This is a genomic window from Kiloniellales bacterium (assembly GCA_030064845.1).
GTDB lineage: Bacteria > Pseudomonadota > Alphaproteobacteria > Kiloniellales > JAKSDN01 > JASJEC01.
The window spans coordinates 18,988-45,297 of the sequence record JASJEC010000018.1 but is presented as its reverse complement, the minus strand read 5'-3'; the positions used below and the strand labels follow the sequence as shown (position 1 = coordinate 45,297).

Below are 26,310 nucleotides of genomic sequence, written 5' to 3'. Positions count from 1 at the left end.
ACACCTTCAAACAGCTAAAATCTAAGACCTATTAATTAATGCAAAGTTAAGGGATTTTCTTGTAACGCCCTGATATTGTGTCATTTTTTAGCCACTAGACGAACGACTTTCGGCAGCAGTTCCGGCAGGTCCTCGGCGATCAGTCCGGGTCCGAACAGCGTCGCCGCCTCGCCGTGCAGCCAGGCGCCGGCGGAAGCGGCGTCGAAGGCCGGCATGCCCTGGGCCAGCAGCCCGGTGACGAGCCCGGCGAGAACGTCGCCCGAGCCGGCGGTCGCCAGGCTTGACGGCGCGTTGCTGTTTATCCGGGCGCGGCCGTCGGGCGCCGCGATCACCGTGTCCGCGCCCTTGAGCAGCACGACGGCGCCGGATTTCCGCGCAGCCGCCCGGCACCGTGCCAGCTTGTCGCCGGCACACTCCGGGAAGAGACGTCGGAACTCCCCCTCGTGCGGGGTCAGCACACAGTCGTCGCGGAGCTGCGTGAACAGCGCCTCCGGGCTTTCCTGAAAGACCGAGAGGGCGTCGGCGTCGAGCAGGCACCGCTTGTCCGTGCCGAGGGCCGCGAGGACGAAGCGACGGGTCTGGTCGGAGACCCCGCTGCCCGGACCGAGCAGGACCGCGTTGCGTCTTTCGTCTTCCAACAGCGCCTCGAATCCCGAGGGATCGGAAAACGGCGCGGTGATGACGCTGGCCGACGCCAGCGCATAGATCATCCAGGCGTCTCTCGGGCAGGCCAGGGTCACCAAGCCGGCGCCCACCCTGAGTGCGGCCCGCGCGGCGAGCCGCGCCGCCCCGGTCATGGTCGGACCGCCCAATACCAGAGCATGGCCGGCGCTGTACTTATGGTCGCCGGGACGGCGACGGGGGTAGACCGCGCCCCAGCCGTCCGGTCCGTTCTCCCAGGCTTGAACCGGCAGGTGCTGCAAGACCCCTTCCGGGATCCCGATATCGGCAACCACCAGCTCGCCGACCAGCTGGCGCCCGGGCAGAAGCAGGTGCCCGGGCTTCTTTCGAAAGAAAGTAACGGTAAGACGCGCCGCGAGTGCGGTATCCCCCAGGACCTGGCCGCTATCGCCCGAAAGCCCGCTCGGCACGTCGACCGCGACCACGTCAAGGCCCATGGCGCCGACCTGGCGGGCGACGTCGCGCGCCGCGCCGCCCAGGGGCTTGCTCAGGCCCGCGCCGAACAGCGCGTCGACCACCAGTTCACCGGGCTGGGGCGCCGCCTGATCGAGCAGCAGAACGCCGCCCCGCCAGAGCCCGGCGTGGTGCGCCGCGTCGCCCTTGAGCGCGGTGCGGTCGCCGAGCAGGGCGAGGCGCACCGGCCATCCGGCCCGCTCCAGGAGGCGCGCGACGACGAAGCCGTCGCCCCCGTTGTTCCCCGGACCGCAGCACACCAGCGTGGGACGGGGTTTCCATCGGGCCTGAACCGCCTCGGCAACGGCCCGGCCGGCGTTCTCCATCAGCGTCTCGCCGGGCGTCCCGCCCGCGATCGCCGCCTGGTCCGCGCGGCCCATTTCCGCGTTGCTCAAGAGCGCGGCCTCGTCGCGTCGCTGCCGTTCGGCGCCAGGCTCACTCATGGGGCTGTCCTCGTTCGAGTCGCACGGCCCTATCTTAGAGGAAGTTCGCTGCTCTCAGGGTCTCGAGCCGCCCGCGGCGGCGGCCCGCAGGCTCTCGACGCTGGAACGCGCCGCGTCGCGCAGCATGAGCAGGTCGAAATCGGCGAGCACGAGATCATAGCCCGCCGCGAACAGCTGCGCCGCCGGGCGGCCGGGGGTGGGTATCCCGCCAAGCCGCTTCCCCGCGGACTTGGCGGCCCGTTCGGTGGCTTCGATACGCTCGGTTACCGCCGGATGATCCGGCTGCCCCGTGTAGCCGAGGTCGGCGGAGAGGTCATAGGGCCCGACGAACAAGAGGTCGACGCCCGGCACGGCGGCGATCTTCTCGGCCTCGTCAACGGCTCGGCCGGTTTCGATCTGGCAGATGACCAGGGTCTCTTCGTCGACCTTATCGATGTAATCTCCGCGCGCGCCGTAATCGGACGCACGCACGATCGTGGGCGCCATCCCGCGGCGACCCTCGGGCGGGTAACGGCAGGCGGTGACGACCGCCTCTGCTTCGCCGGCCGTGTCGACCGCCGGCACCATGAGGCCGGCCACACCGGTGTCCAGGACCCGCTTGATCGCGACCGGATCGTTCGAAGGCACCCGCAAGAGCGGCGCACAGCGCCCCTGGACAGCACGCATCAGCGCCACAGCGTCCATCAGGCTGCCCGGCCCGTGCTCCAGGTCGATCATCACGCAGTCGTAGCCGGCCTGGGCGACGACCTCGGCGGCAATGGGACTGAAAAGGTGGAGCCAGCAGCCGATGGCGGGTTCGCCGCCGGCGATCCTGGCTTTGAGAGACACTACCGTCCGGTCACTGCGAACGCACCTGGCAGAAGGCGTCGGGACGCGCTTCGCGCAGGCGCTGGCATAGGCGCAGGGCCGCGGCCGAACTGGCGAGCGGGCCGGCCAGAATGCGGTAGAGGGTCTTGCCGCCACCGATGTCGACGGCGGAGAAGTCGGCTTCGGTGGCCGAGAACAGGTCGGGGTGTTCGGTGCGCGTGGACTGCCAGAGCTTCACCGCCTCCGCCTCGCTCGACGCCGAGGCCAGCCAAACCCGATAGGAGCCGTCCTTGGCGTCGTTCATGACGCCTTCGGGACGCAGCGACGCCACCTGACCAGCCGAGCTCAGGCGAGGTGTGGCCGTCTCGATCTTGGGTTTCTCGGGCGTCGTGATCAGCGGTTCCGGAGTCGCGCTGAGCCTCGGGGCCGGGGCTGGGGCTGGAACCGGGGCCTTCTCGGCCGTGACCGCCGGGGCCGCCATCATCGGGGCCTGCTCCGCAATCTGCGCCCGCGCCGCGGCCGCTTTCTCCCGGCTCGGCGGCAAAGGAGGCTTGACGGCGACCGCGACCGTCGCCGGTTCCGCGGTTGCCGGCTGTTCTTTGGGTTCCGCCGCCGCCACGACCGGCTCAGGCGCCGGTTCTTCGGCCAGAGCCTTCGGTAGGGCCTCGGGGTCCCCGGTCGGCTTCGGCGATACCTGGGCATTCTGCAGGTGGCTCACCTGCTTCTTCGCCCGCATGTGCCCTTGATCCGCCGCCCGGAGGTACCAGGTCAGCGCCCGGCCCTGATCCTGGTCGACGATCAGGCCTTCGCGGTAGAGCTGTCCCATGATGAACTGGGCGTCCGCGAGGCCGCCGTCGGCGGCGCGGCGGAACCAGGCGAGCGCTTCCTGCTGATCCGCATCGACCCCGCGCCCCTGGAAGTAGGCCAGGCCGAGATTGTACTGCGACCAGGGGTAATCCTGACGCGCCGCCGCGAACCAAAGGTCCATGGCGCGGTCGACGTTCTGCGGGACCCCCCGTCCCTTCGCATACATCAGGCCGAGATTGTTCTGCGCCGCCGGCAGGTCCTGCTTCGCGGCCGCCTCGTACCAGCGCACCGCCCTACCGAAGTCCTGCTTGATCGGCCCCTCGCCCTGCTCGAAGAGCTTGCCGATGCTGTACTGCGCCGCCGCGTGGCCATCCTCCGCGAGGGGCTGCCAGATGCTTAGAGCTCGTTCGGGCTGGCCGGCGCGGAACGCGCGCAAGCCCTCCTCGAAAGTCTCGGCCCGCAGCCCGGCACTCCAGAACAAGACCGCGCAAGCCAGGAGCGGCAGGCAGCGTCGCATGTTGCTCATCCTCTTCAGCGTTGGGCTCGTCAGCATGTGGGTTGCTCAACCACGGTCCGGGGCAAGATAGCCGTGCTGCGTGAGCACAGCAAGGCGGGTTCACCGGCGATGAACGGGGCCATTAAGTCAACCTCTTCTCGAGCGGATCATTACTTTCTATTAACAATATCCAGGTGACGAGACCTGGTTTCACGTGAAACATTATTGGTGTCGTCATTAATTTTTCGTTAATCTTAATTTTCCGTTTTCAAGTAAACGAGCGGCGGCAAAGCACGCCACCGCGCGGCGCGGAAGGCAATATCTCGCATACAAGAAGGTGCCCTTTCGGGCGTGACCTTGTGTAAATGTATCGGGAGTCTGGGGTGGCTGATGGGATTTGAACCCACGACCTCCTGGACCACAACCAGGCGCTCTAACCAACTGAGCTACAGCCACCATCGCCGCCGGCGCGCAATCGTGTACACGCCGCGCCTCAGCAGCGTCAAGCCGACTCTAGCAGACCGCAGAGCCGGAAGACACGGTCTTGTCCGCGGCGCTCGGCGGGGCGTAGGGTCGGAACGAAGCGACAGAGGACGACGTTGAATGCTGCATCCCGCCAAGGCGATCGGGCGGCTGGCCACCGAATCGGCTTTCGCTGTACTCGCACGCGCGACCGCGTTGGCCGCTGACGGCCACGAGGTCATCAACCTCGGCATCGGCCAGCCCGACTTCGCCACCCCGGAACATATTGTCGAGGCGGCGATCAGGGCTCTCCGGGACGGGCACCACGGCTACACCCCGGCGGTCGGCATCGCACCGCTGAAAGAAGCGGTCGCGGCCGACCTGCACCGCCGGCTGGGCGTCGACCTCGATCCCGGACGGGTGATCATCGTGCCCGGGGGCAAGGTCACCATGTGCTTCGCGGTCCTCATGTTCGGCGAGCCGGGCGCCGAAATCCTCTATCCAGACCCGGGCTTTCCCATCTACCGGTCGCTGATCGACTACAGCGGCGCCAAGGGCGTTCCGATCCCCCTGACAGAGGATCGCGGCTTCGCCCTGACCGCCGAAGACGTGCTGGCCCGCCTGACGCCGGCGAGCCGTCTGCTGATCCTCAACAGTCCCGCCAATCCGACCGGCGGCGTCACGCCACGTGCCGAGATCGACCGGCTCGTGGCCGGCCTCCTCGACTTTCCCAACGTCGCGGTGCTCTCGGACGAGATCTACAGCCAGATGCTCTACGACGGCCGCGAACACGTCAGCCTGCTGCAGTACCCGGCCATCGCCGATCGGGTCATCCTGCTCGACGGCTGGAGCAAGACCTACGCCATGACCGGCTGGCGCCTCGGCTACGGCGTTTGGCCGGAGTCGCTGGTCGAGGGCGCAACCCGGCTCGCCGTCAACAGCTACTCCTGCGTCAACGCCGCCGCGCAATATGCCGGGATCGCGGCGCTTACCGGCCCTCAGGAACCGGTGCGCGCCATGCTCGACGCCTTCGCTGAGCGCCGCAAGGTGGTGGTTGACGAGCTGAACGCCATTCCCGGCCTGTCCTGCGGCATGCCCGGCGGCGCCTTCTACGCCTTTCCCAACATCACGGCCACGGGCCGCAGCGCCAAGGACCTGGAAGTGGCTTTCCTCGAAGAGGCCCACGTCGCGACGATCGCCGGGACGAGTTTCGGCGCCCAGGGTGAAGGCTTCCTGCGGATCTCCTACGCAAATTCGACTGAAAACATCCGTCGGGCCGCCGAGCGGCTGCGCGCCCTCTTAGCTCAATGATCAATTTTTAGGCAGTTTGCCTACCATTTAATCACCCGAGGCACTTCCGCGGTGCCGCCTGCTCTCGCGAACCCGGAGTTTCCGGGGCTCGGCAGGCCGCGCGCGGTCTTGGCACGCTCCCTGCAATGGGCCGCCTGCGCGGGACGCAAAAACCCTGGTTCGTCACCACCACCAAGCGGGAGCGACATGAAAAAGATCGAGGCCATCATCAAGCCGTTCAAGCTCGACGAGGTAAAGGAAGCTTTGCACGAAGTCGGGATCAAAGGCATTACGGTGACCGAAGCCAAGGGTTTCGGGCGCCAGAAGGGTCATACCGAACTCTATCGGGGCGCCGAGTACGTCGTCGACTTTCTGCCCAAGGTGAAAGTCGAGGTCGTGCTCGAAGACAATCTGGTCGAGCCGGCCACGGAGGCCATACAGCAAGCGGCCCACACGGGGCGGATCGGCGACGGAAAAATCTTCGTCAGCACCGTTGACGAGGCGATTCGGATCCGCACCAAGGAGCGCGGCGCCGAAGCCGTCTAGGCGGCGGTCCGAACTCCAACCCGCGGCTCGGCGTCAAACGCCCGGGGCGCCGGCCGGCGGACGGCCGGGCACGGCTCCCACGGGGCAACATCTACTGGAGATACAGGGGAACACCTAAAATGTCCGATGCGAACACCATCCTGAAAATGATCAAGGAAAACGACGTCAAGTACGTCGATTACCGGTTCACCGACCCGCGGGGCAAATGGCAGCACCTCGCCATGCACGCCGGGGCGGTGGACGAGGACGCGCTCAACGAGGGCATCATGTTCGACGGCTCCTCGATCGCCGGCTGGAAGGCGATCAACGAGTCCGACATGCGCCTGCAGCCGGATCTGACCTCCGCGGTGATGGACCCCTTCTCCGCCCAGTCGCAACTGATCCTGTTCTGCGACACCATGGAGCCCGAGACCGGGCAGCCCTACAACCGCTGCCCCCGCTCGACCGCGATCAAGGCCCAGGCCTTCATGCAGGCCTCCGGTGTCGGCGACACCGCGGTCTTCGGTCCCGAGGCCGAGTTCTTCGTCTTCGACGACGTGAAGTTCGCCAACGACATGCACCACTGCTTCTTCAAGTTCATGTCCGAGGAAGGCCCCTACATGTCGGGCGTCGAGATGGAGGAAGGCAACATCGGCCACCGCCCGGCGGTCAAGGGCGGCTACTTCCCGGTGCCGCCGGTCGACTCCGGTGCCGACCTGCGCTCGGAGATGGTCAGCGTCATGGCCGAGATGGGCCTGACCGTGGAGAAGCACCACCACGAGGTGGCGCCCTCGCAGCACGAGCTCGGCATCAAGTTCGACACCCTGGTGCGCTGCGCCGACAACATGCAGATCTACAAGTACGTCGTGCATAACGTCGCCCACTCCTGGGGCAAGTCGGCCACCTTCATGCCGAAGCCGGTCTATGGCGACAACGGCTCGGGTATGCACACCCACCAGTCGATCTGGAAGGACGGCAAGCCGACCTTCGCCGGCGACGGCTACGCCGGCCTCTCGGAGACCGCCCTGCACTACATCGGCGGCATCATCAAGCACGCCCGCGCGATCAACGCCTTCGCGAACCCGAGCACGAACAGCTACAAGCGGCTGGTGCCGGGCTTCGAGGCGCCGGTCCTGCTGGCCTACTCCAGCCGCAACCGCTCGGCCTCCTGCCGTATTCCCTACGGCGCGAGTCCCAACGCGAAGCGGGTTGAGGTGCGCTTCCCAGACGCCACCGCCAACCCCTACCTGGCCTTCTCTGCCATGCTCATGGCCGGCCTGGACGGCATCAAGAACCGGATCAACCCGGGCGATCCCATGGACAAGAACCTCTACGACCTGCCGCCCGAGGAGCTGCACGACGTGCCGACCGTCTGTGGCTCGCTGCGCCAGGCCGTCGAGGCGCTCGAAACCGACCACGAGTTCCTGCTCGCCGGCGACGTCTTCAACAAGGACCAGCTCGACGGCTACATGGAGCTCAAGTGGGAAGAGATCTACACCTTCGAGCACGCCCCGCACCCGATCGAGTTCCAGATGTATTACTCGGCTTAAGCCGCCACGCGGTTGCTTTGCCACAGGCCGCCTCCTTCGGGAGGCGGCCTTTTGCTTGGCCTCAGTACAATTCCAAGGTCACCTCCGCGCCGCCCCAGCCGTGCTTGCTGTCGCGGGCGCGCAGGATGACGCGGGTGACGCCCTCGGGGATCTCTACGCCCCTCAGGCTGCGGGTAAAGGGCTGCTCGTCATCGTGGGGGTGATAGAGCACCCGCGTCCCGAGGATGGTTCCATCGGCCGGATTCACCACCTCCCAGCGGTCGGCGTAGTGCTCCCAGCCGGCGTCGGCGTGGCGCACGGTCACGTCGAAACGCCAGGTCCCGGCAGCTTCGGAAACGGCGACGGCGTCGACAACGTCAGCCTGACCGGCCCAGGCGCCGGCCGTCCCCGCGAACAGCAGCAGCGCGATCGCGGGAAGCCTCATGATCCCTCCTCGGGCACGGGCCGGGGCCGGCCCTCGTCGTCGATCGCGACGAAGGTGAAGCGGCCCTCCGTCACCTTGACCCGCTCCTCCTTGGCGCGCCGCATCGCCCAGGCCTCCAGGTAGAAGGTCATGGAGGTGCGCCCGACCCTCTCAAGGTCGGCGTAGACGCAGAGCACATCGCCGACGTAGACCGGGAGGTGAAAGCTCATGGCGTCGACCGCAACCGTTGCCACCCGGCCCCCGGCGCGCTGGACGGCCGTGATGCCGCCGGCGATATCCATCTGGGCCATCACCCAGCCGCCGAAGATGTCGCCGTTGGGATTGGCGTCCGCGGGCATCGCCAGCGTCCGGGTCGCCAGATCGCCCCGCGGTTTGGGGCCTCGATCCTTCATGACAGGGCGGCTCCACCCATATTTTGTGGTGTTCCCTCGGAATCCCACTGTATAAGGCAGACTCGGAGAGGATACATCCTTAACCTGACGGTCGTAACCTGATGTGGTCATGCAGGGAATGAAAGATCTCTTCCAGAAGGCCCAGCCGCGGGGCGAGGACTACTCGGCCAAGGATATCGAGGTCCTCGAGGGCCTCGAGCCGGTGCGCCGTCGCCCGGGCATGTACATCGGCGGCACGGACGAGCGGGCCCTGCACCACCTCGTCGCTGAACTGATCGACAATGCCATGGACGAGGCCGTTGCCGGCTTCGCGACCCGTATCGAGATCGAACTGGCGGCGGGCAACAGGATCACGGTCGCGGACAACGGCCGCGGCATCCCCGTCGACTCCCACCCGAAGTTCGGCAAGAAGTCCGCTCTCGAGGTCATCCTGACGACGCTCCACTCCGGCGCCAAGTTCTCGGACAAGGCCTACTCCACCTCGGGCGGCCTGCACGGCGTCGGGCTCTCCGTGGTCAATGCCCTGACCACCTCGCTCAGCGTCGAGGTCGCGCGCGACCGCAAGGTCTGGCGCCAGGAGTACAAGCGCGGCAAGCCGCAGGGCAAACTCGAGGCGGTCGGCACCGCCCAGAACCGTCGCGGCACGACCATCACCATCGTGCCGGACGCCGAAATCTTCGGCGCCTCGGCCCACTTCCGGCCCGAGCGGCTCTACCGCATGGCCCGCTCGAAAGCCTATCTGTTTCGCGGCGTCGAGATCCGCTGGAAGTGCGACGAGAGCCTGCTGCACAAGGACGGCGACACCCCGGCCAGCGACACGCTGCACTTCCCCAACGGACTGCGCGACTTCCTCGAGGCCAGCCTGGGCAGCCGCAAGACCCTGACCCCGGAACCCTTTTTCGGCCAGGCCGAGTTTCCCGGCGAGGAGGGCCGCATCGAGTGGGCGATCACCTGGCCGATGGACGAGGAGGGCTTCGTCAGCTCCTACTGCAACACGGTGCCGACCGGCGACGGCGGCAGCCACGAGCAAGGCCTCAGGAGCGGCCTACTGCGCAGCATGAAGGCCTACGGCGAGCTGATCGGCAACCGCAAGACCGGCCAGCTGACCGCCGACGACCTGCTGGGCGGCGGCATGACCGTGCTGTCGATCTTCATCCACGACCCACAATTCCAGGGACAGACCAAGGACCGCCTCGCCTCGCCGATCGCCGCGAAGCTGGTCGAATCGACGATCAAGGATCACTTCGACCACTGGCTGAGCGGCCACCCCGAACGCTCCCGCACGCTGCTGGAAAGGGTCGTCGAGCGGGCCGAAGAGCGCCTGCGGCGGCGCCAGGAGAAGGACCTCAAGCGGAAGAACGCGACGCGCAAACTGCGCCTGCCGGGCAAGCTCTCGGACTGCACCTCGTCGCGGGCCGAGGGCACGGAGATCTTCCTGGTCGAGGGCGATTCCGCCGGCGGCTCGGCGAAGCAGGCGCGCAACCGAGAGAGCCAGGCGATCCTGCCGCTGCGCGGCAAGATCCTGAACGTCGCCAGCGCCTCGGAAGACAAGCTGAAGAGCAACCAGGAGATCGCCAACATCGTGCAGGCGCTCGGCTGCGGCACCGGCGGGCAGTTCGACGCCGACAAGCTGCGTTACGAGCGGATCATCATCATGACCGACGCCGACGTCGACGGCGCCCACATTGCCTCCCTGCTGATGACCTTCTTCTATCGCCAGATGCCGGGATTGATCGAGCAGGGCTATCTCTACCTCGCCCAGCCGCCGCTCTACCGCCTGTCCCAGGGCGGCAAGACCGCCTACGCCCGCGACGAGCGTCACAAGGAGGAACTGCTGAGCGAGGTCTTCACGGGACGGGGGCAGGTTGAAGTCAGTCGTTTTAAAGGCTTGGGCGAGATGCCTTCGGGCCAGCTCAAGGAAACGACAATGGATCCGGGCAAACGCACCCTGCTCCGTGTGGCGATCGCCGACCACGAGGACCCCGATCCGCGCGCCGAACAGAAGCGCAGCAGCAAGACCGTCGAGCAGCTTATGGGGCGGCGGCCCGAGCTACGCTTCCAATTCATCCAGGAAAACGCCCGCTTCGTCGAAACCAGCGATCTGGACGTTTAAACCGCCCCGTCGATCCATAACCAAGACTTGCGGTTTGCCCCTCCGTTACCGACATCTGAGAAACCGGGTTTTGGAATCGGGAGAGGGCACCCCATGAGAGCGAAGAGATCGAGCTGCATGATCGCCGGCGCGGCGGCCTTCCTGCTCACCGGCTGCGCCGATATGGCGGTTCTCGACAACAGCTACGTGTCGGACGCCTACAGCCCCTACCTGCTCAGCTACGCTGCCAAGCGCGGCGGCATGATGACCGAAATCGTTGGAAATCCCTTCACCGTGAACAAGGAAGAGGTCGACCGGTCCGTAACGGACACGTTCCGCGACCACCATTTCGGCCCGGAGCTCGACTTCATCGCGACGCCCTCGGATGTGGCGACGGGAGAGGAGCGCGAGGCCTTCCGCGTCGTCGTCCTGTTCAATCCTGCGACCAACGCCAACCCCGCCCGGCTCTGCGAGACCCCGGCCCGCCCCCAGGAGCCCGTTCCGGACCGGGTCGCCGTCCTGGCCGCCTTCTGCTCGACCGATACCCGCGTCACCTCTGCCACCGGGTCGGTGACGGGGGTCTCCTCGCCCGACGATCCGGCCTTCAAGCGGCTGATGAGGCAGCTCGCGCTGGAGCTCTTCCCGCCGCGCAGCCCGTACGACCGGAACGACCGGGACTTCGAGACCTGAGGGCAGCGCCGGCTATTCCGCGACCAGCCATCTCCGGAGCGCCTCGTTCACCGCGTCGGGGCGCTCCATGGGCGACAGGTGGCCGCAGTCATCGATAACGGTCAGCCTGGCGTCGGCGATTCCCGCCGCCATCTCGCGGTGACAGTCGACCGGCGTGAGCTGGTCCTGGCGGCCGCCGATGACGGTCGTGGGACAGCGGATCGCCACGAGAGTCGGAAGGCTGTCGGCGCGCGCCATGATCGCCTTCTGCTGGCGCAGGAAGCCGTCGCGGCCGATCCGCAGGGCCATCTGCTGGACCCGATCGGTCAGCGCCCCGTCCGCCAAGCGGTCCTTGTGGATGAACTGGGGCAGGACGCGTTGGGTCACGCCCTTGAAAGCGCCTCGGCGCGCCAGGTCGATGAGGTCTTTTCGGCGCTGAGTCTGCTCCGCGGTATCGAGTCGCGCCTTGGTGTTCAGCAAAGCCAACCTGTCGATCCGCTCCGGTGCCCGGCGCATGATCTCGAAGGCGACGTAGCCGCCCATGGAAAGCGCCGCGACCGCAAAGCGCCCGGGCATGCTATCCAGCACCGAGGCCGCCATGTCGACGATACTGTCCTGGGTCGAGAAATCGGCGACGCGGCAGTCCGTCAAGGCGCCGAGCGCCGACACCTGGTCGCGCCAGAGGTCTTCGTCGCATAGAAGACCCGGGAGGAACACCAGAGGGAACGTCACGGCTACTCCAGTTGGGCTTTCGCTCTTAACGGGAATATAATTTCATCAAATTGTATAAAAATGAAAGCAAAGCAATAAAAAGTGCTGATGCATATTACATGGTTACGTTTCGACGCCGCGCTCGATTTGCAACCAACCGCGTTGAGACCATGTTGACATTACCTTTCACAAAACTATGATGCGCCGCGAGAAAAGGCGCGACGCGCCGGGCCGCTCGGAAGCAGGCAAGATACTCACTCTTTCAGCATAAAAAGGACTCTATGAGCTTCGACGATCTTGGACTAAGTCCAGAGGTCCTGAAGGCGATTGCGGACGCGGGATACAGCGAGCCAACGCCGATCCAGGAGCAAGCCGTCCCCTACGTCCTGATGGGTCGCGACGTGTTGGGATGCGCCCAGACCGGCACCGGCAAGACGGCGTCGTTCACCCTGCCGATGATCGATATCTTGGCCAGCGGTCGCGCCCGCGCGCGGATGCCGCGGTCCCTGATCATAGAGCCGACCCGGGAACTGGCGGCGCAGGTTTCCGAGAACTTCGAGAAATACGGCAAGTACAACAAGCTCTCCATGGCGTTGCTGATCGGCGGCGAAGCCTTCGGCGACCAGGAGAAGCGGCTCGACCGCGGTGTCGACGTGCTGATCGCGACGCCGGGCCGCCTGCTCGACCTCTTCGAGCGCGGCAAGATCCTGCTGGCCGACGTCAAGATCCTGGTGATCGACGAGGCCGACCGCATGCTCGACATGGGCTTCATTCCCGATGTCGAGCGGATCGTCAGCCTGCTGCCGAGGATCCGCCAGACCCTCTTCTTCTCGGCCACCATGCCGCCCGAGATTCGCCGGCTCGCCGACGCCTTCCTGATGAACCCCAAGGAAGTGGCCGTCGCGCCGCCGGCCTCGCCGGCCGAGACCGTCACCCAGGCGCTGATCCGGGCCAGCAACCTTCCGAAGACCAAGCGCGAGACTCTGCGCGGGTTGCTGGACCAGGAGGACATCAAGAGCGGCCTCATCTTCTGCAACCGCAAGCGTGATGTCGGGATTCTTTACCGCTCGCTGGCGCGCCACGGCTACTCGGCGGCGGAACTGCACGGCGACATGGCTCAGCCGCTCCGCATGGCGACCCTGAAGCGCTTCAAGGACGGCGAGGTCCAACTCCTGGTCTGCTCAGACGTGGCAGCCCGCGGTCTCGACATTCCCGAGGTCTCCCACGTGATCAACTTCGACGTGCCGGTCAACGCCGAGGACTACATCCATCGGATCGGCCGGACCGGCCGGGCCGGCCGCTCCGGCAAGGCCTTCACCCTGGCCGCGCCCGCGGACAGCAAGCTGCTGGCCGCTGTGGTGAAGATGCTCGGCGGACAGATCCAGGAAGTCAGGATCGGGGGCGCGCCCGAAATCGCCGAGGCCGAGGAAGCGGCGCAGCCCGCCGCGCCGGAAAGGAAGCGAGGCAGGCGCTCGCGCGGCCGCAAAGGTTCCGATGCGAGAGAGCACGGCGCCGCTGAGGAAACCGTGAGCGCGGCGCGCGAGGAACCCAAGGCTCCGGCCAAGGCCGGCGGTTCGCCTTTCGGGGACCATACCCCGGCCTTCCTGCTCAGACCGGTAAAGATCGCGGCCGCGAGCGCTTAACAGCGCGGGTCGATCCCATGGGGCCTGTGCCCGCGTTCTAAATCGGCTATCATCCCAGGGTCTCGCGGCGTGTTGGAGCGGTCATGCAGACCATTTTCATCATGATCAAGTGCGACCTCGGCAAGGCCTACGAAGTGGCCGACGCCGCGGTCCAGACCATCGAGCAGGTGTCCGAGGTCTATTCCACCTCCGGCCAGTACGACCTTCTGGTCAAGTGCTACCTCGCCGAGGGCGCCGACATCGGCCACTTCGTGACCGAGAAGATGCAGACCCTGCCCGGCGTGAAGGACACCTTTACCCTGGTGGCCTATAAGGCCTTCACCTGAAGCGGATCGACTCATTCCAGCTTCCAGCTCTCAAAAGGGCTTTCCTCGCTCGCAGCGTCCTTGAAATGACGGCCCTTGAAGACGCTGTCTGCAACCGTCGCGTAACCTGCGTTCGTCCAACGGAAACGGCCGGTTTCTTGACGCAGAAAGTAGAGCGCCTCGATGTAGGATGAGGTGACGCGCAAGTAGACGACGAAGACAGGTTCGGCATCGATTACAAACACCGGCATCGCTTCGAGAATTCTCTGATTGTGCTCGACGAACCTGCGGCGCTCTGAGTCCTCGGCGCTGACATACCAGCCCTCGGCCCACTTCCTTCCATGGGCGGTCATGCCGTCGAAGTACTCTTCCATCCGGCCGGACGCCAAGGCATGAGCCAGGCTCGAGATCGCACCTGTTAAGGGTGCGAAGCGTTCGTTCGCCGGGTCGCCACCGGAGAACAGGAATTCGGTTGCCGATCCGGCATAGCGGTCCGGATCCTGCAGCAGGGTCTTGTGGGTCATGCGCGCGAGCAGTTCGGGCGAACAGTAGGCGGGCGATCGGCTGTTCACCGGGCCCCAGGGCGAGAAGAACCAAGTACGCACGAATTGCGACGCCAGACTCCGGCTCCCTTGAGGCAGGAATCCAAATCTTCCGGTCTCTTCACGGACGAAGCGAAAGCTCGCTGGGAATGATCCATTCTTCTTTCTCAATTCAAAGAAGAACGCGACCAGATCGTCGAATTCGTAGCGGCTCCAGATATCACCCAGTCTCAAATTCTCCAACTGCGTGAAAAACATAGATGCCTGTTTCTCGAACCATTGAGGGTTCGCATCCAGCCGCGTCGCCAGCTGGCCCCTTAGGCGGTCATGGTCCTTGGCCAGCATGGCGCCGAGCGTGTCAGCGAAAGCCCGTTCCGGGCCGGGCTCGACATGAGCTCTGAAGCTTTCCCAGGCAGCGCGCTCGGTCGGATAGGCGTTTTCTTTGACCCTCAGACAGGCGGAGATCTTCAAGTCGTCGCGGCTATCGGCCGGGAAAATCAGCGGCAACGCGACAACCCGCTCAAAGGCGCTGGCGCCGCCCGGCACCCCTAGTGCGAGGGCGACAAAGAGAAGCAAGCGCGCTACGGGCATCGCACACCAGAATGGGGTCGAGGGCGCCTCTAGGATAGGGCCCGATAGGGTTAAGCAGCGGTTAAGCCCTATCCGAGCTACGGGGATCTGGCGGCAAGCATTTGATTGCGCTAGCATCCCGCCCTGATTTTCTCAGGGGGAACAGGGAGACGAAGCCAATGAAAAGAACCCTCTTGGCGCTGCTGGGCGCCGGGCTGCTGGCCGCGCCCGCGGCCGCTGCCGATCCGGTAAAGATCGGCATGATCACCACCCTCTCGGGCGGCGGCAGCGCCCTCGGGATCGATATCCGCGACGGCTTTCAGCTGGCGATCGAGCAGGAAGGCGGCATGCTGGGCGGTCAGGCGGTCGAGCTGATCGTCGAGGACGACGCCCGCAAGCCCGACAAGGCACGCGAGTTGGCCGACCGCATGGTCAAACGGGACAAGGTGCCGATCCTCACCGGTATCGTCTGGTCGAACCTGGCGATTGCCGTCGTGCCCAAGGTGACCAAGGCCGGGGTGTTCTACGTCAGCCCCAACGCGGGCCCGTCGCTGCTCGCCGGCAAGGGCTGCCACGCCAACTACTTCAACGTCGCCTGGCAGAACGACAATCTGCACGAGGCGGTCGGCCAGTACGTCAACGACCAGGGCTTCCAGAGGCTCTACATCCTGGCGCCCAACTACCCGGCCGGTAAGGACGCGCTCAAGGGCTTCAAGCGCTACTACAAGGGCGAGGTGGTCGGCGAGGTCTACACCAAGCTTGGCCAGAAGGACTATGCCGCCGAGATCGCCGCCCTGCGCGCCGCGGATCCCGACGCGGTCTTCTTCTTCCTGCCCGGCGGCATGGGGATTTCCTTCCTCAAGCAGTACAGCCAATCGGGGCTGGCCGGTAAGACGCCGGTCTTCGGCCCGGCCTTCTCCTTCGACCAGACCATCCTCAAGGCGGTCGGAGACGCGGCGCTGGGCGTGATCAATTCCTCGCAGTGGAACAAGGACATCGACAACCCGGCCAACGCCACTTTCGTCAAGGACTTCCAGGCCAAGTACGGCCGCCTGCCCTCGCTCTATGCCAGTCAGGGCTATGACGCGGCCAGACTGATCGGCAGCGCGCTCCGGTCCACCGGCGGCGACGCTACGGATGCCGAGGCCTTTCGCACCGCGCTCGAGGCGGCGAAGTTCGACTCGGTGCGCGGCAAGTTCCGCTTCGGCCCCAACCACCACCCGATCCAGGACATCTACGTTCGTCAAGTGGTTAAGGAAGGCGACGTCCTGACCAACAAGATCGTGACCACGGCCTTCACCGACCACGCAGACGCCTACGCCGGCGACTGCAAGATGTAGCGCTCGCCACGCCGGCGCGGGCCCCGGGGTCCGCGCTAGCACGGCACCCGGCGTCTCGCCCGTGACCGGTCCAGCAATCCGCTTCTCGGGGTTCTACGGCGCCGTCTTCCTCATGCTGGGCGTCTATCTGCCGTTCTGGCCGGTATGGCTGAGCGCGCAGGGCCTAGACGCCGCCCAGGTCGGCCTGCTCGTCGCCGTTACGCTCTGGACCAAGGTGCTGGGCCTGCCAGCAGTCGCCTGGTTGGCCGATTCCTGGGGCCGGACGACCCAGGCCATGGCGGTCTGCGCCGGGCTGAGCATCGCGGCCTTTGCCGGCTTCTTCGCGGCCGAGGGCTTCGCGGCGATCCTCTTCATCCAGGTCCTCGCGGCCCTCTCCTTCCAGGCCCTGATTCCCCTCGGCGAGAGCCACACCCTGCGCGCGGTGCCGAGACTGGGCCTGAACTACGGCCGCGTCCGCCTCTGGGGCTCGCTCTCCTTCATCGCCGGATCTCTCCTGGGCGGATTCCTGGTCTCTCGCGATCTGACCGGCGGCCTGCTCTGGGCGCTGATCGGCGCGCTGTTTCTCGGTCTGCTGGCCGCGCTCGCGCTTCCGCCGCTGGCCGCGCCGCCGAAGGAAACGGCGCCAAGCCCCCGACGCGCGCTGGCGCTGCTTACGGACCCGACCTTCGCATTGCTGCTGGTCTGTGCCGGCCTGCTCCAGGCGAGCCACGCCGTCTACTACGGGTTCTCCGCGATCTCCTGGCAAGCGGCGGATATTTCGGGTCTCGCCATCGGCTGGCTGTGGGCCGTCGGCGTAGTGGCCGAGATCCTCTTGTTCACCGTCGGCGACCGGCTGGTCGGCCGCTACGGGCCGGCCCGGCTGCTCGGAGCGGCCGCGCTCGCTGGGGCCGTCCGCTGGACCGTCCTGGCGGTAACGGCCGATCTCGTCGTGCTGACCGCCGCGCAGTGCCTGCACGGGCTGACCTTCGGCGCCGCCCATCTGGCGACCGTTCATCTGCTGGCCCGCCGGGCCCCCCGCCGGCTCTCGGCGACAGCCCAGGGCCTCTATTCGGCGATATCGGGCGGCGTGATCATGGGCCTGGCGGTTTTCGCCGCGGGGCAGCTCTATGCCGGATTCGAAGCCAAGGCCTATTTCGCCATGGTCCTGCTCAGCCTGGCCGCCTGGCCCCTGAGCCGTGCCTTGCGCAATCGAGGGGAAGAGCCGGACTGAGGGCCCGGCCACTGGGCTATTGGTTGCCGAGCTTGAAGCGGTGGCCGTCGAAGGCCATCACGACGCCGGTCGGGATGATGGCTTCCAGTTGCACCCGCCCGTCGACCAAGTCCCCGGCGCGGTAGCGCTTGCGATCGATGATCACGAAGCTGTTGGAATCGCCCGGCGTATAGACGTGGACGCTGAGGCTGACTTCGGGCACCTGCGAGCGGATTGCGTGGGGCAGCTTCCACAGCGGGGGAACGTCGCCGTAAGACACCGCCGCCGGCTCGGATTGCCCCGGCAGCTCAGGTTCGACCAGGGGAAGGGTTTCCTGCTCGACCGGCTCGACTGGCTCGGCCGGCAGCGCTTTTACCGGGTCCACCGAGGCCAGCTTGATGGTTTTCTCCTCGACCGCCGGTTCCTGGGCATAGACATAGTCCCGGACCCAATCCATCAGCGCCTGTTGGCCGAAGTCGGTTGCATTCAGCTCCCGGTGAACGCGAGTCAGGTCCTTGGGCGCCCGGACCGGCGGCGCCTTTTTCGGCACCGGCTTGGGTTTCGGCCGGTCTTCGAGCCAGGTCGGCTGCCGGGACTCGGGCAGAGCCGCCTGTTGCCCCGTTCCCTCGACCGACGCTTGGACATCGAGCTCGATCTCGGCCGACTCGCGCGCCCGGCCGATGCCCTCGAGCCGGGGATCGCGCGTCCGGGGAACCGAAACGGTCGCGCGGGTTCCGTTCGTCTCGACCCGGCTCTCTAGGTTCAGGCCGGCCCGTCCAGGCGAGGATTGCGGCGCCGGCCAGACAGCCAGAGCGACGATCAGCGCGTTCAGGACCAGGGCCGCAGTGACGATCCAGGGCCAGTTTCTCCGGCGCGGCCGGACAACCCTTTCGTGCCGGGTCATCAGCTGGGGCACGCCGTCCTTCGCCCGCGCTTCCTCCGACCGACGCAATGCCTTGAGAATCGAGGACATGGCCCGCGATCCTAGGAAGCCGAGTCCGGTTCGCCCTGGACGCGGGTCTCCGGCACGAAGTTGTCCAGGTGGATGATGGTCTGCGGTCCGACAATGCCGTCAGGCTCAAGCCCCCGGCTTTTCTGAAAGTGCATGACTCGGGCCCGCAACTCGGCATCGAAACGCGTCCGCACGACCTCTACCTTGGGCATGCCGTCGACCCGGGAAAGGCGATTATAGAGCCAGGCGACGTCGCGACCTTCCAGACCGCTGCTCAAGACCCGCCGATACCATTCGGGCGCTCGCCACAGCACAAGGTATTGGCCGGTCCAAAGAGGCTCGAGGGCGGCACGGGAGGTCGCCACACGCTGGTCGCCGAACTGCAAGACGATGCGCCCCTCACCGCTCGCGACAAGCAGGGCGTGGGCCTGGTTGCGCTCCGAGTCCTGCAGGGTGATGACCGCGGGACGATCGAGCCCGACCAAAACGTTCCAGCTATCCCGGCCCTTGTAGCACTGGACCCCGTTGCTGCTCCATGCCGCACAGGGCACCGAGCGATCGACCGTGGCGTAATCAAGGCCCCAGAGTTGGAACAGGCCCGCCATGGCGGTTTCCGGATCGTTGGCGAAGCTCAGCGGGTCGAAAACCTGGTAGAGCGAAACCTCGCCGTCGTCGGCGGCGGGGCTGGTCGAGGGACCGATACGCGGACCCGCCGCCTCGTCCACGGGTTCGGCTAACGGCGGAACGGCAGCCGGCATCAAGGTCACTTCAGGGCGTGGCGCGTCCGGCGGCAGCTTCACCATTGAGAAGATCGGCGCCGGCTCGTCCTCTTCATGGGGAGCGGAGAGACCCGCCAGCAGGCCGCCGACTGGATCCCAACGGACGTAACCGAGGCCGAGCGGCACCGAGACGATCAGCGCCGCCAGGGCGGCAGCGGCCGCCGCCCAGGGAACCGCCCGACGCCAGCGCGGACCGCGTCCGAACACCTCGTTCGCCGCCTCCCGCACGGTCGTGCCGTCCACGACCCATCGGTTCTTGGCGTAGCAGGCGATCAGGCAGCGGTCGCAGAGGCTGTTGATCAGCCGGGGAATCCCCCCCGAGCGACGGTAGATCGCTTCGCGCGCCCAATTAGAGAAGAGGGTCGGCGGCAGGCCACCGACAGACAGGCGGTGGTCGATGTAAGCCTTGACGTCGGCCCGGCTCAGCGGCTCCAGGTGGTAGCGTGCGGTGACCCGCTGGGCCAGCTGGCGCATTTCGAAGCGCCCGAGCAGCTCGTTCAGCTCCGGCTGGCCGATCAGGATCATCTGGAGAAGCTTCTTCTTGGAGGTCTCCAGGTTGGTCAGGAGACGCACCTGCTCCAGCACCTGGGGACCGAGGTTCTGCGCCTCGTCGATGATGACGACCACATGACGGCCCCTGGCGTGGATGTCGAGCAGATGGTGGTTCAGGCGGTCGATGAGGACCTTGAGGCTGGTGGTTTCGCGCGGGTAGTCGATGCCGAGCTCGTCGCAGATCGAGGCGACGAACTCCAACTCGTTGAGCTTCGGATTGAGCACCAGAGCCACGTCGGCGGCATTGGGCAGCTGTTCCAGCAAGCAGCGGCAGACCGACGTCTTGCCGGTGCCGACCTCGCCGGTCAGCATGACGAAGCCGCCATTCTCCCGAATGCCATAGAGCAGGTGGGCCAGGGCCTCCTGGTGGCCCTTGCTCATGTAGAGATAGCGCGGATCCGGCGTTATGGAGAACGGGTTCTCCTTTATGCCGAAAAACTCCTCATACATCGGCTTGGCTACCCAAATCGCGGCCCGGCCGCGCTTGCGCGGCACAGAGCCCTCCTCGAGGATCTTCGCCCTTTGAGATTAACTTTCCTTGGAGATTGTGGCGCTTTTTTGTGGCAATCGATATGCCGGCCGAGGATGCAAAACACCATCTCCGCCTCCTCCCGGCTGGTTCAGGCCGGCCCCTTGCCGGCCGATGAGGACCGCCCCAAAGAGCGGCCCAAGGTCCAAAACGGACGCCAGCCTCGCGCCTATGAATTAACCAACTTTCCAGCCCGGGATCAACTGGCAGCGTCATCGTCCACAATTGGAACGATTTTTTCCTCCAGGGGCTCGAGCGACTTGAGCCGCTTCCGAAGTTCCTCGGTAACCTCCCGCGCTTCCACCTGGTTACGCACGACCCGCGGCGTGATCAGCACCAGGAGTTCCCGCCGCCCCGAAACGTTGTCGGTCGTCTTGAACAGGTTGCCGAGCAGGGGAATGTCCGAGAGGACCGGAATACCGCTCACCCGTTCCTGATCGTCATCCTGGATCAGGCCGCCCAGGGCGATGGTCTCACCGCTCTGGACAGCCACGGTGCTCTCGATCTTGCGCTGCTGCACGGTCGGGGAATCAATGTCCGACGTCGTGGTCTCGGTGACGGTACTGACCTCCTGGCTGACGTCGAGCAGAACCAGGCCGCCCGGGTTGACCCGCGGGGTGACTTCGAGAATCACGCCGGTATCGCGCAGCTGAATGGAGTTCACCACTGGCGCGTTGGCATCGGTGGTGGAGACCGCCGACTGGGTCGCGATCGGCACCTCGTCGCCGACCTGGAGCCGCGCCGTCTGGTTATCGAGAACCATCAGCATGGGCGAAGAGATGATCTTCACGTCGGTGATCTCGGTCAGGGCGCTCAGGACCGCGCGGAAGTTGGAAGACGCATAGAGTGCGTTGAAGCCTGGCAGGACAGACGAGATCGCGCCGGTCGAGATGGTGGTCAGCGAGAGCTCCAGGTTGCCGGCGTCGATGGCCCATTGAATCCCGTACTTGAGGGAGTCGTTGAGCAGGACCTCGGCGATCGTTGCCTCGATGAGCACCTGCAGCGGCACGACGTCGAGCTTTCTGAGCGTCGCCTCGATCATGCGGTACTCGCCCGCGGTGGCGAGAACCAGCAGGGTGTTGATGGCCTCGTCCGCGATGATCCGAATATCGCCGGTCTCCTGCACCAGCCCGCCGATCTCTTGGGGCACGCTCGCGGCCGCGACGGAGACCTGCGGGACCGGCTGGCCTTCAGCACCGAGTTCCACCGGGGTCAAGCTCGGCGCCACGTCGGCCACCGGTGCCGGCGACGTGCCGTCCGCGAAGCGGACCTCGAAGATCTGGCTGAGAATCTCGGCCAGTTCGCTGGCGCGGGCGTTCTTCACCGGATAGACGAAGATCCGCCGACCGGCCCCCTCGATACCCCGGTCGAGACGCTTGATCCAGATCTCCGCGCGGTCCAGGTAGCGGGCCTGCGGAGAGATCGCTAGAACGGCATTGAGGCGCTCGATCGGCACGAACTGCACCAGGCCTGCCAGGGGGCTCGCCCCGTCCTGCAGGAACACCGCGGACAGGTCCGTGACCAGGCTGTTCACGTCGGCGACGTCGACCGGGAAAAGCGCGAAGGACATACCGCTCATCCAGTCCACATCGAAGATGTCGACCAGGTCCATGAGCGCCCGGGTCTCGTTGCCGCTGCCGGTGAAGACCAGCAGGTTCCTGGCGTTGTCCGCCCGCAGCGTGCCCGGATTCACGAAGGGTTCCAGCACCTCCACCATGGAGTTCGCCGAGGCGTAGTTCAGGGGAATGATGTTAATCCCGTAACCGCGGGCCATCTCGGAGTCCGAGGGCGCGACGGCCGGGGTCACCAGTCCCTTCGATGCCAGTTCCTTGGGCACGACCATGTAGGTCCCGTTGACCAGGGTCATGGCCACGCCGTTGAGCGAAAGAATGTTCTCGAGCGCCGGCAGAACGTTCGACCGATCCAGCGGCTGGCTGGTCCGCACAGTGATCGTGCCCTGGATCGAGGGATCGATCACGTAATTGAGATTGAGCGTGTCGCCCAGCACGATATCGATCACGTCGCGGATCTCGGCGTTGGCGAAGTTCAGCGTGATCTTACCGTTCAATCCGATGCCGGCATCGAGCTGTTCGACGTCGGTGTCCCGGGCCAGTTCTCCCGTCCCGCGATAGAACTCCGGTCCGTACAGGCCTGCCGGGCTGGCTTGGACCGGTTGGCCGATCATCGAAGGCTCGCGCAACGCGCCGCGCTCTGTGAGCGACCTGGCGGTGGCGGCCGCGATCACCGCTTGGGACTCCCGCGGCCGGTCCTTGTTGGTCGGCTTGACCCCGGTCTCGCAGGCCGCCAATACGGCGCCGGCCACCAGGCAGGCAGCGATCCACCTGGCTCGGCCCCCGTTCCCTGTCCTAAACCGGATACGCAATACTTCTTCCTTCTCATTCGCGGCACGGGTTGGCCGACGCCGTACCGCTCGGGCCCCATGGTTAAGGATAGCCGTTAGATATTGGTTAAAGTTACCCCAAACGTTGTTGCTCTCATGTGACTGATTCAGCGACATTTTTTTCTTTGTTTCCAGATGCCGAGTCGAATTTTGCACGCCCCGGCCCCGAACCCCCATTCTCAGTCCTCTGCCCCCTCTTCCTGATCGGCACCAGTGATCCTCTTGCGGCGGCTATTCTCGTTCTGACCGCTCTGCGAAGGTTGGGCCGTCCGGCGACGTCTTTGCTGCTGCTGCGGCGGCGGGGCAACGTCATACGACAGTTCCAGACGCTCCTCCGCGCCGGCGCGCGTGAATACGATCGTGTCAGGCTCGATGGCCGACAGCATCCAGCCCTGGTAGTCCTGTCCTTCGCGCAGCCTTAGGGTGTCACCCCCTCCCTCCGGTATGACCAGAGCGAAGCGCTCGTCCGAAGCGATCGTGATGCCGAGGAGGGCGAGCCCGAGATTCCCGCTCACCACGGCGGGCGCCGCCTCGGCGACGGCGACCGGCCTCCGCGATTGAGAGAACAGCGGCCGCTGCAGGATCGCGTCGAACTGGCGCATCGGCGGCATCCGGTAGACCGGGTCGGCGATCTCCTGGGGCAGGGTCACCAAGTCCGTCCCGACAGCTTCGCCCGAGAAGTCGCGCCTGACCGTGCTCTGCAGCTGCTGATACAGCATCCACGCGATGCCGAGACCGACGACGACCAGGGCCATCGGCATGAGCGCGCTCTGGCCTCCGCGACCGATCATGACCCCTCCCGCTGGACCCTGCGGCCCTGCAAAACTGCCGGATCTTCAGACCGAAAACATGCAAATGGCCGGTCAGGTTGGCCCGAAACCCGGCATTTTCCCTGCCATTTCATCGCCTTCACGCAACGCAAAAGCGGGGAACACCAGGAACGTTAACCCTATACCGAAGGTGTTTCCAGTCTCTAAAGACTGAACGGGTAGGCCGGAGCGGCTGGGGTTCTCCTGGAATGCGGCCCGGGGCCGCCGGTCTATTCGGTCTCGCGGGTTACGATTCTCGCCGAGATGTTGAAGCGTTCGCGCCCGACGCGCGGGTCCGCCGTGACCGGCGAACTGAAGCTGACTTCCGAGAGCAGCTCGGACTCCTCGAGCAGGCTGATCAGGGACGACGGGTTGCTCGAGTAGCCGGAGATGGTCAGCCGCCCGCCGCGCCGGCCGAACTGAAGCAGCCAGGTGTCATCCGGCAGGACCTGGGTAACTTCGTTCAGGACTTCGGTTATCGTCACCAGGCCCCGCTTCTGATTGAGCACGAAGCGGCTTCGCTCACCCAGATCGGCGACCTGCTTGGTGAGGTTGCTGGTTTCCTGCGCCTCGCTGCGCATGGTTGCCAGCCGCGCCTCCTGGTTCTGCAGGAAGGCCCGCTTGTCTTCGAGCGGTAGATAGATCGCCAGTCCCAATGCAAAGACCGTGGCAACCAGAAGGATGTTGGTCAGGCGCCGGGTACGCGGCTGGCTACGGTCGCCGCTGGAGGAGGCCAGCAGGTTGAAGCCGGAGTCCTCTTCGGGACTCTCGATCAGGGCGAGACGATCGGCGTGCAACCCCCAGTCGGCGAGCCGGCCGAGCGCCTCGTCCGCCACCTGGCGCGAGGCGACCAGGAGATCGACGCTGATGCGCTTTTGCTGCTTGTTGTGTCCGGCCACCCGGAAATCGAAGTAGACGTCGCCGGCATCGAAAGGCGTATGCCGGTCCATTTCGAAGGTAAGGACCTCGCGCAGATTCTCCAGCGCCGGCGACGGCAACTCGACCGTCCGCCGGAGCGCGTTCCGGCGCGGCAGGCGGAGCACCACCGAGGCCTTGCGCAGCTTGGAGGCGGCGACGATCTCCTGCGCGGTGTCGCGCTGCACGTCGGGATTGCCCTCGGCCAGGTCCAGGTTGCCGAGCCATTGCACTGACTTGCCCTTGACCTGCTCGAACACGACCTTTGTTCCTTCGATCGAGACCCAAAGTCGCTGCCCGCCCCGCTCCAGCAGGCTGCGAAGGCGCGCCGGCACGCAGGCGGACAGCTCGCCGAACCACCAGGCCAGGAAGCGCGCAAGCGGTTCCCGCAGCCTATCCAAAACCTCGCGCAAGTTTTCCTGTCCTCTCCAGTTCCTTGGGTTGCCGGGTTCAGAAGACGGCGTTGAGGCTCAGCCGGGGGGCCACGATCAACTCCGGCCACTCCCGATCGTCGTCCTCGGGGAACGCGATCCGGACCGCGATCAGTTCCGGCGGCAGATCCACGTCCTGCCATTCTTCCCGCCAATCCGGTTCGAACGAGCGCTCGGGGTCGCCGAAGTAGCCGAACTCCAAGCCGGCGACGTCGGCAAGCAGGACCCGTTCCTCGGGTTCGATCCCGCTCTCTTCTAGATCCGTGCGTTCGACGCTCCAGCGCAGGATAAGGTCGTCCCGACCCTGATCCGAAACGGTCAGAAGCTCGAAACGGTAAAAGCCGCCGGGGCCGAACTGCGATGCGGCCGGGGCGCTGAACTGAAGCCTTTCGCCATCACCGTAGAAGCTCGTGGTCTGGTCAGCCAAGGCGAAGGACACCGCCCGCTCGAGCTGCCGGCGCAGGACGTTCTGGACCGCCTCGACCTGCGACTGATTGTCGGCCCTCTGCATGCCGACCTCCCAGGCCCGGGCGCCGAACCTTAGCCCGCCGAACAAGGCCACCGAGATCAGGCCAAGCAAGGTCATGGCGACCAGAAGCTCTGCGAGCGTGAAGCCGGCCGCGGCGGGTTTCCGGAGGCGCGAGGCGGGCGTCATAGAGGTTCCTGGTTCAGTCTGCGAGTCTTCAGCGCGACCCTGGCCTCGTCCGGCCGCTCGATCTCGATCACCACGTCGTAGAGCGCCAGCCCTAGGTCGGCGGCCGGTCCCAGGGCGGGGTCGTCGCCGTCCTCGACGCGGCTGATGGTCAGCCGCCAGGCGGCGCCGTCGGCCAGGCGCCCGTCGCTCTCACCGGCCGCGAGCGGGATGGAGCGCCCGACCTCGGCGAGCTTGGAGCGGGCCTGCAGCACCGCCGTTACGTGGGTCTGTGACTTGCGCAGCCCGGTCAGACCGGTGGAGAAGGCCTGCATCACGGCGGCCAGCGACAGCGCCAGAATGGTGAAGGCGACCAGAACCTCGATCAGCGTGAAGCCGCGGCGTCTCGATTGCGGCGTCCGGCCGTACACGGCAAGCGCTCCCTACCAGCTCGTGATATCTGCGTCCTCGCCGTCGCCCCCTTCTTGGCCGTCCTTGCCGAGGGAGAAGAGGTCGAACTCTCCGTGGTTCCCAGGGTAGCGGTAGACATAGGGGCGCCCCCACGGGTCCTGGATCGCCTCGTTCTTGGTGACATAGGGGCCGTTCCAGCGGTCGGCGTTCGACGGCTGCTCGATCAGCGCCGTGAGACCGAAGGTTTCGTCGGGATAGTCTCCGACCTGGAGCCGGTAGAGATCGAGCGCCGTGGCGAGGCGTTCGATCTGCAGCTTGGCCGTATCGGTCTTGGCGCCACCGAGGTAGTTGAGCACCCGAGGCGCCGCCAGGGTGGCGATCAGTCCGAGGATGACCAGCACGACGAGGAGCTCGACCAGGGTGAAACCGCGCTGGGCGGCGCGCCGTTTCGATTTCTTGCGCGGGCCGGCCCCCAGCGCGACGGACCTATGCACGATGAACACCGAAAG

Annotated in this window: 24 protein-coding genes and 1 tRNA gene; 9 read left to right on the top strand and 16 right to left on the bottom strand. The window is 65.9% G+C overall.

Annotated elements, in window-relative coordinates; genetic code table 11:
- Window positions 1–80 precede the first annotated feature (80 nt).
- The 4 genes from QNJ67_09245 to QNJ67_09230 form a co-directional block, all read right to left on the bottom strand.
- On the bottom strand, window positions 81–1,577 hold the full coding sequence (locus tag QNJ67_09245) for an NAD(P)H-hydrate dehydratase (protein MDJ0609151.1): 1,497 nt from the start codon (window positions 1,575–1,577) through the stop codon (window positions 81–83).
- Between the two features lie 54 nt (window positions 1,578–1,631).
- Entirely contained in the window at window positions 1,632–2,405 is a 774-nt protein-coding gene (locus QNJ67_09240) for an aldolase/citrate lyase family protein (GenBank protein MDJ0609150.1), read from the bottom strand.
- A 10-nt stretch (window positions 2,406–2,415) separates the two neighbouring features.
- Window positions 2,416–3,744, bottom strand: coding sequence for an SPOR domain-containing protein (locus tag QNJ67_09235; protein ID MDJ0609149.1), 1,329 nt, complete (start codon window positions 3,742–3,744; stop codon window positions 2,416–2,418).
- A 322-nt stretch (window positions 3,745–4,066) separates the two neighbouring features.
- Window positions 4,067–4,143: transfer RNA gene (locus tag QNJ67_09230), tRNA-His, on the bottom strand.
- A 147-nt stretch (window positions 4,144–4,290) separates the two neighbouring features.
- Between QNJ67_09230 and QNJ67_09225 the strand changes: the two genes are divergently transcribed.
- The 3 genes from QNJ67_09225 (at window position 4,291) to glnA (ending at window position 7,514) form a co-directional block, all read left to right on the top strand.
- A complete protein-coding gene (locus QNJ67_09225) occupies window positions 4,291–5,460 on the top strand; it encodes a pyridoxal phosphate-dependent aminotransferase (protein MDJ0609148.1) in 1,170 nt (389 codons plus the stop codon).
- A 186-nt stretch (window positions 5,461–5,646) separates the two neighbouring features.
- Complete coding sequence (locus QNJ67_09220) at window positions 5,647–5,985, top strand: P-II family nitrogen regulator (GenBank protein MDJ0609147.1); 339 nt, start codon at window positions 5,647–5,649, stop codon at window positions 5,983–5,985.
- A 119-nt stretch (window positions 5,986–6,104) separates the two neighbouring features.
- The gene (gene glnA / locus QNJ67_09215; protein ID MDJ0609146.1) at window positions 6,105–7,514 is read left to right on the top strand and encodes a type I glutamate--ammonia ligase; all 1,410 of its coding nucleotides are present in this window, start codon (window positions 6,105–6,107) and stop codon (window positions 7,512–7,514) included.
- Between the two features lie 61 nt (window positions 7,515–7,575).
- Here the strand turns inward: glnA and QNJ67_09210 are convergent, their stop codons facing one another.
- Both QNJ67_09210 and QNJ67_09205 read right to left on the bottom strand, forming a co-directional pair.
- The gene (locus QNJ67_09210) at window positions 7,576–7,938 is read right to left on the bottom strand and encodes a hypothetical protein (GenBank protein MDJ0609145.1); all 363 of its coding nucleotides are present in this window, start codon (window positions 7,936–7,938) and stop codon (window positions 7,576–7,578) included.
- Window positions 7,935–8,330, bottom strand: coding sequence for an acyl-CoA thioesterase (locus tag QNJ67_09205; protein MDJ0609144.1), 396 nt, complete (start codon window positions 8,328–8,330; stop codon window positions 7,935–7,937). The genes QNJ67_09210 and QNJ67_09205 overlap by 4 nt, the downstream gene beginning before the upstream one ends.
- Before the next feature lie 109 nt (window positions 8,331–8,439).
- On the opposite strand from QNJ67_09205, the gene parE reads away from it, so the two are divergent.
- Together parE and QNJ67_09195 are read left to right on the top strand one after the other, a co-directional pair.
- On the top strand, window positions 8,440–10,443 hold the full coding sequence (gene parE / locus QNJ67_09200) for a DNA topoisomerase IV subunit B (GenBank protein MDJ0609143.1): 2,004 nt from the start codon (window positions 8,440–8,442) through the stop codon (window positions 10,441–10,443).
- 93 nt (window positions 10,444–10,536) lie between these two features.
- On the top strand, window positions 10,537–11,112 hold the full coding sequence (locus QNJ67_09195; GenBank protein ID MDJ0609142.1) for a hypothetical protein: 576 nt from the start codon (window positions 10,537–10,539) through the stop codon (window positions 11,110–11,112).
- A gap of 12 nt (window positions 11,113–11,124) precedes the next feature.
- Here the strand turns inward: QNJ67_09195 and QNJ67_09190 are convergent, their stop codons facing one another.
- Window positions 11,125–11,823, bottom strand: coding sequence for an alpha/beta hydrolase (locus QNJ67_09190; protein MDJ0609141.1), 699 nt, complete (start codon window positions 11,821–11,823; stop codon window positions 11,125–11,127).
- Window positions 11,824–12,083: 260 nt separating this feature from the next.
- Here QNJ67_09190 and QNJ67_09185 point away from each other — a divergent pair, with 260 nt between their 5' ends.
- Window positions 12,084–13,445 carry a DEAD/DEAH box helicase gene (locus QNJ67_09185; GenBank protein MDJ0609140.1) on the top strand — a complete coding sequence of 454 codons (1,362 nt, stop codon included), beginning with the start codon at window positions 12,084–12,086 and terminating at the stop codon, window positions 13,443–13,445.
- A gap of 83 nt (window positions 13,446–13,528) precedes the next feature.
- The gene (locus tag QNJ67_09180) at window positions 13,529–13,771 is read left to right on the top strand and encodes an Lrp/AsnC ligand binding domain-containing protein (GenBank protein MDJ0609139.1); all 243 of its coding nucleotides are present in this window, start codon (window positions 13,529–13,531) and stop codon (window positions 13,769–13,771) included.
- A gap of 11 nt (window positions 13,772–13,782) precedes the next feature.
- On the opposite strand, the gene QNJ67_09175 is transcribed toward QNJ67_09180, so the two are convergent.
- A complete protein-coding gene (locus QNJ67_09175) occupies window positions 13,783–14,868 on the bottom strand; it encodes a hypothetical protein (GenBank protein ID MDJ0609138.1) in 1,086 nt (361 codons plus the stop codon).
- A gap of 173 nt (window positions 14,869–15,041) precedes the next feature.
- Between QNJ67_09175 and QNJ67_09170 the strand changes: the two genes are divergently transcribed.
- Together QNJ67_09170 and QNJ67_09165 are read left to right on the top strand one after the other, a co-directional pair.
- A complete protein-coding gene (locus tag QNJ67_09170) occupies window positions 15,042–16,202 on the top strand; it encodes an ABC transporter substrate-binding protein (GenBank protein ID MDJ0609137.1) in 1,161 nt (386 codons plus the stop codon).
- A 61-nt stretch (window positions 16,203–16,263) separates the two neighbouring features.
- Entirely contained in the window at window positions 16,264–17,412 is a 1,149-nt protein-coding gene (locus QNJ67_09165) for an MFS transporter (GenBank protein MDJ0609136.1), read from the top strand.
- Window positions 17,413–17,428: 16 nt separating this feature from the next.
- Here QNJ67_09165 and QNJ67_09160 read toward each other — a convergent pair whose 3' ends face one another.
- The 8 genes from QNJ67_09160 to gspG all read right to left on the bottom strand — a co-directional run bounded on the left by QNJ67_09160 (window position 17,429) and on the right by gspG (window position 26,304).
- Window positions 17,429–18,364, bottom strand: coding sequence for a general secretion pathway protein GspB (locus QNJ67_09160; GenBank protein ID MDJ0609135.1), 936 nt, complete (start codon window positions 18,362–18,364; stop codon window positions 17,429–17,431).
- 11 nt (window positions 18,365–18,375) lie between these two features.
- Window positions 18,376–20,124, bottom strand: coding sequence for an AAA family ATPase (locus QNJ67_09155; GenBank protein MDJ0609134.1), 1,749 nt, complete (start codon window positions 20,122–20,124; stop codon window positions 18,376–18,378).
- A gap of 278 nt (window positions 20,125–20,402) precedes the next feature.
- Window positions 20,403–22,526 carry a type II secretion system secretin GspD gene (gspD, locus tag QNJ67_09150; protein MDJ0609133.1) on the bottom strand — a complete coding sequence of 708 codons (2,124 nt, stop codon included), beginning with the start codon at window positions 22,524–22,526 and terminating at the stop codon, window positions 20,403–20,405.
- A gap of 257 nt (window positions 22,527–22,783) precedes the next feature.
- Window positions 22,784–23,395 carry a hypothetical protein gene (locus QNJ67_09145; GenBank protein ID MDJ0609132.1) on the bottom strand — a complete coding sequence of 204 codons (612 nt, stop codon included), beginning with the start codon at window positions 23,393–23,395 and terminating at the stop codon, window positions 22,784–22,786.
- A gap of 248 nt (window positions 23,396–23,643) precedes the next feature.
- Entirely contained in the window at window positions 23,644–24,741 is a 1,098-nt protein-coding gene (locus QNJ67_09140; GenBank protein MDJ0609131.1) for a PilN domain-containing protein, read from the bottom strand.
- A gap of 37 nt (window positions 24,742–24,778) precedes the next feature.
- Window positions 24,779–25,414 (bottom strand): prepilin-type N-terminal cleavage/methylation domain-containing protein, encoded by a 636-nt coding sequence (locus QNJ67_09135; GenBank protein ID MDJ0609130.1) that lies wholly within the window; start codon window positions 25,412–25,414, stop codon window positions 24,779–24,781.
- Window positions 25,411–25,821, bottom strand: coding sequence for a prepilin-type N-terminal cleavage/methylation domain-containing protein (locus QNJ67_09130; GenBank protein ID MDJ0609129.1), 411 nt, complete (start codon window positions 25,819–25,821; stop codon window positions 25,411–25,413). Before QNJ67_09130 ends, QNJ67_09135 begins: the two co-directional genes overlap by 4 nt.
- 12 nt (window positions 25,822–25,833) lie before the next feature.
- Entirely contained in the window at window positions 25,834–26,304 is a 471-nt protein-coding gene (gene gspG, locus QNJ67_09125; protein MDJ0609128.1) for a type II secretion system major pseudopilin GspG, read from the bottom strand.
- Between the last annotated feature and the right edge of the window lie 6 nt (window positions 26,305–26,310).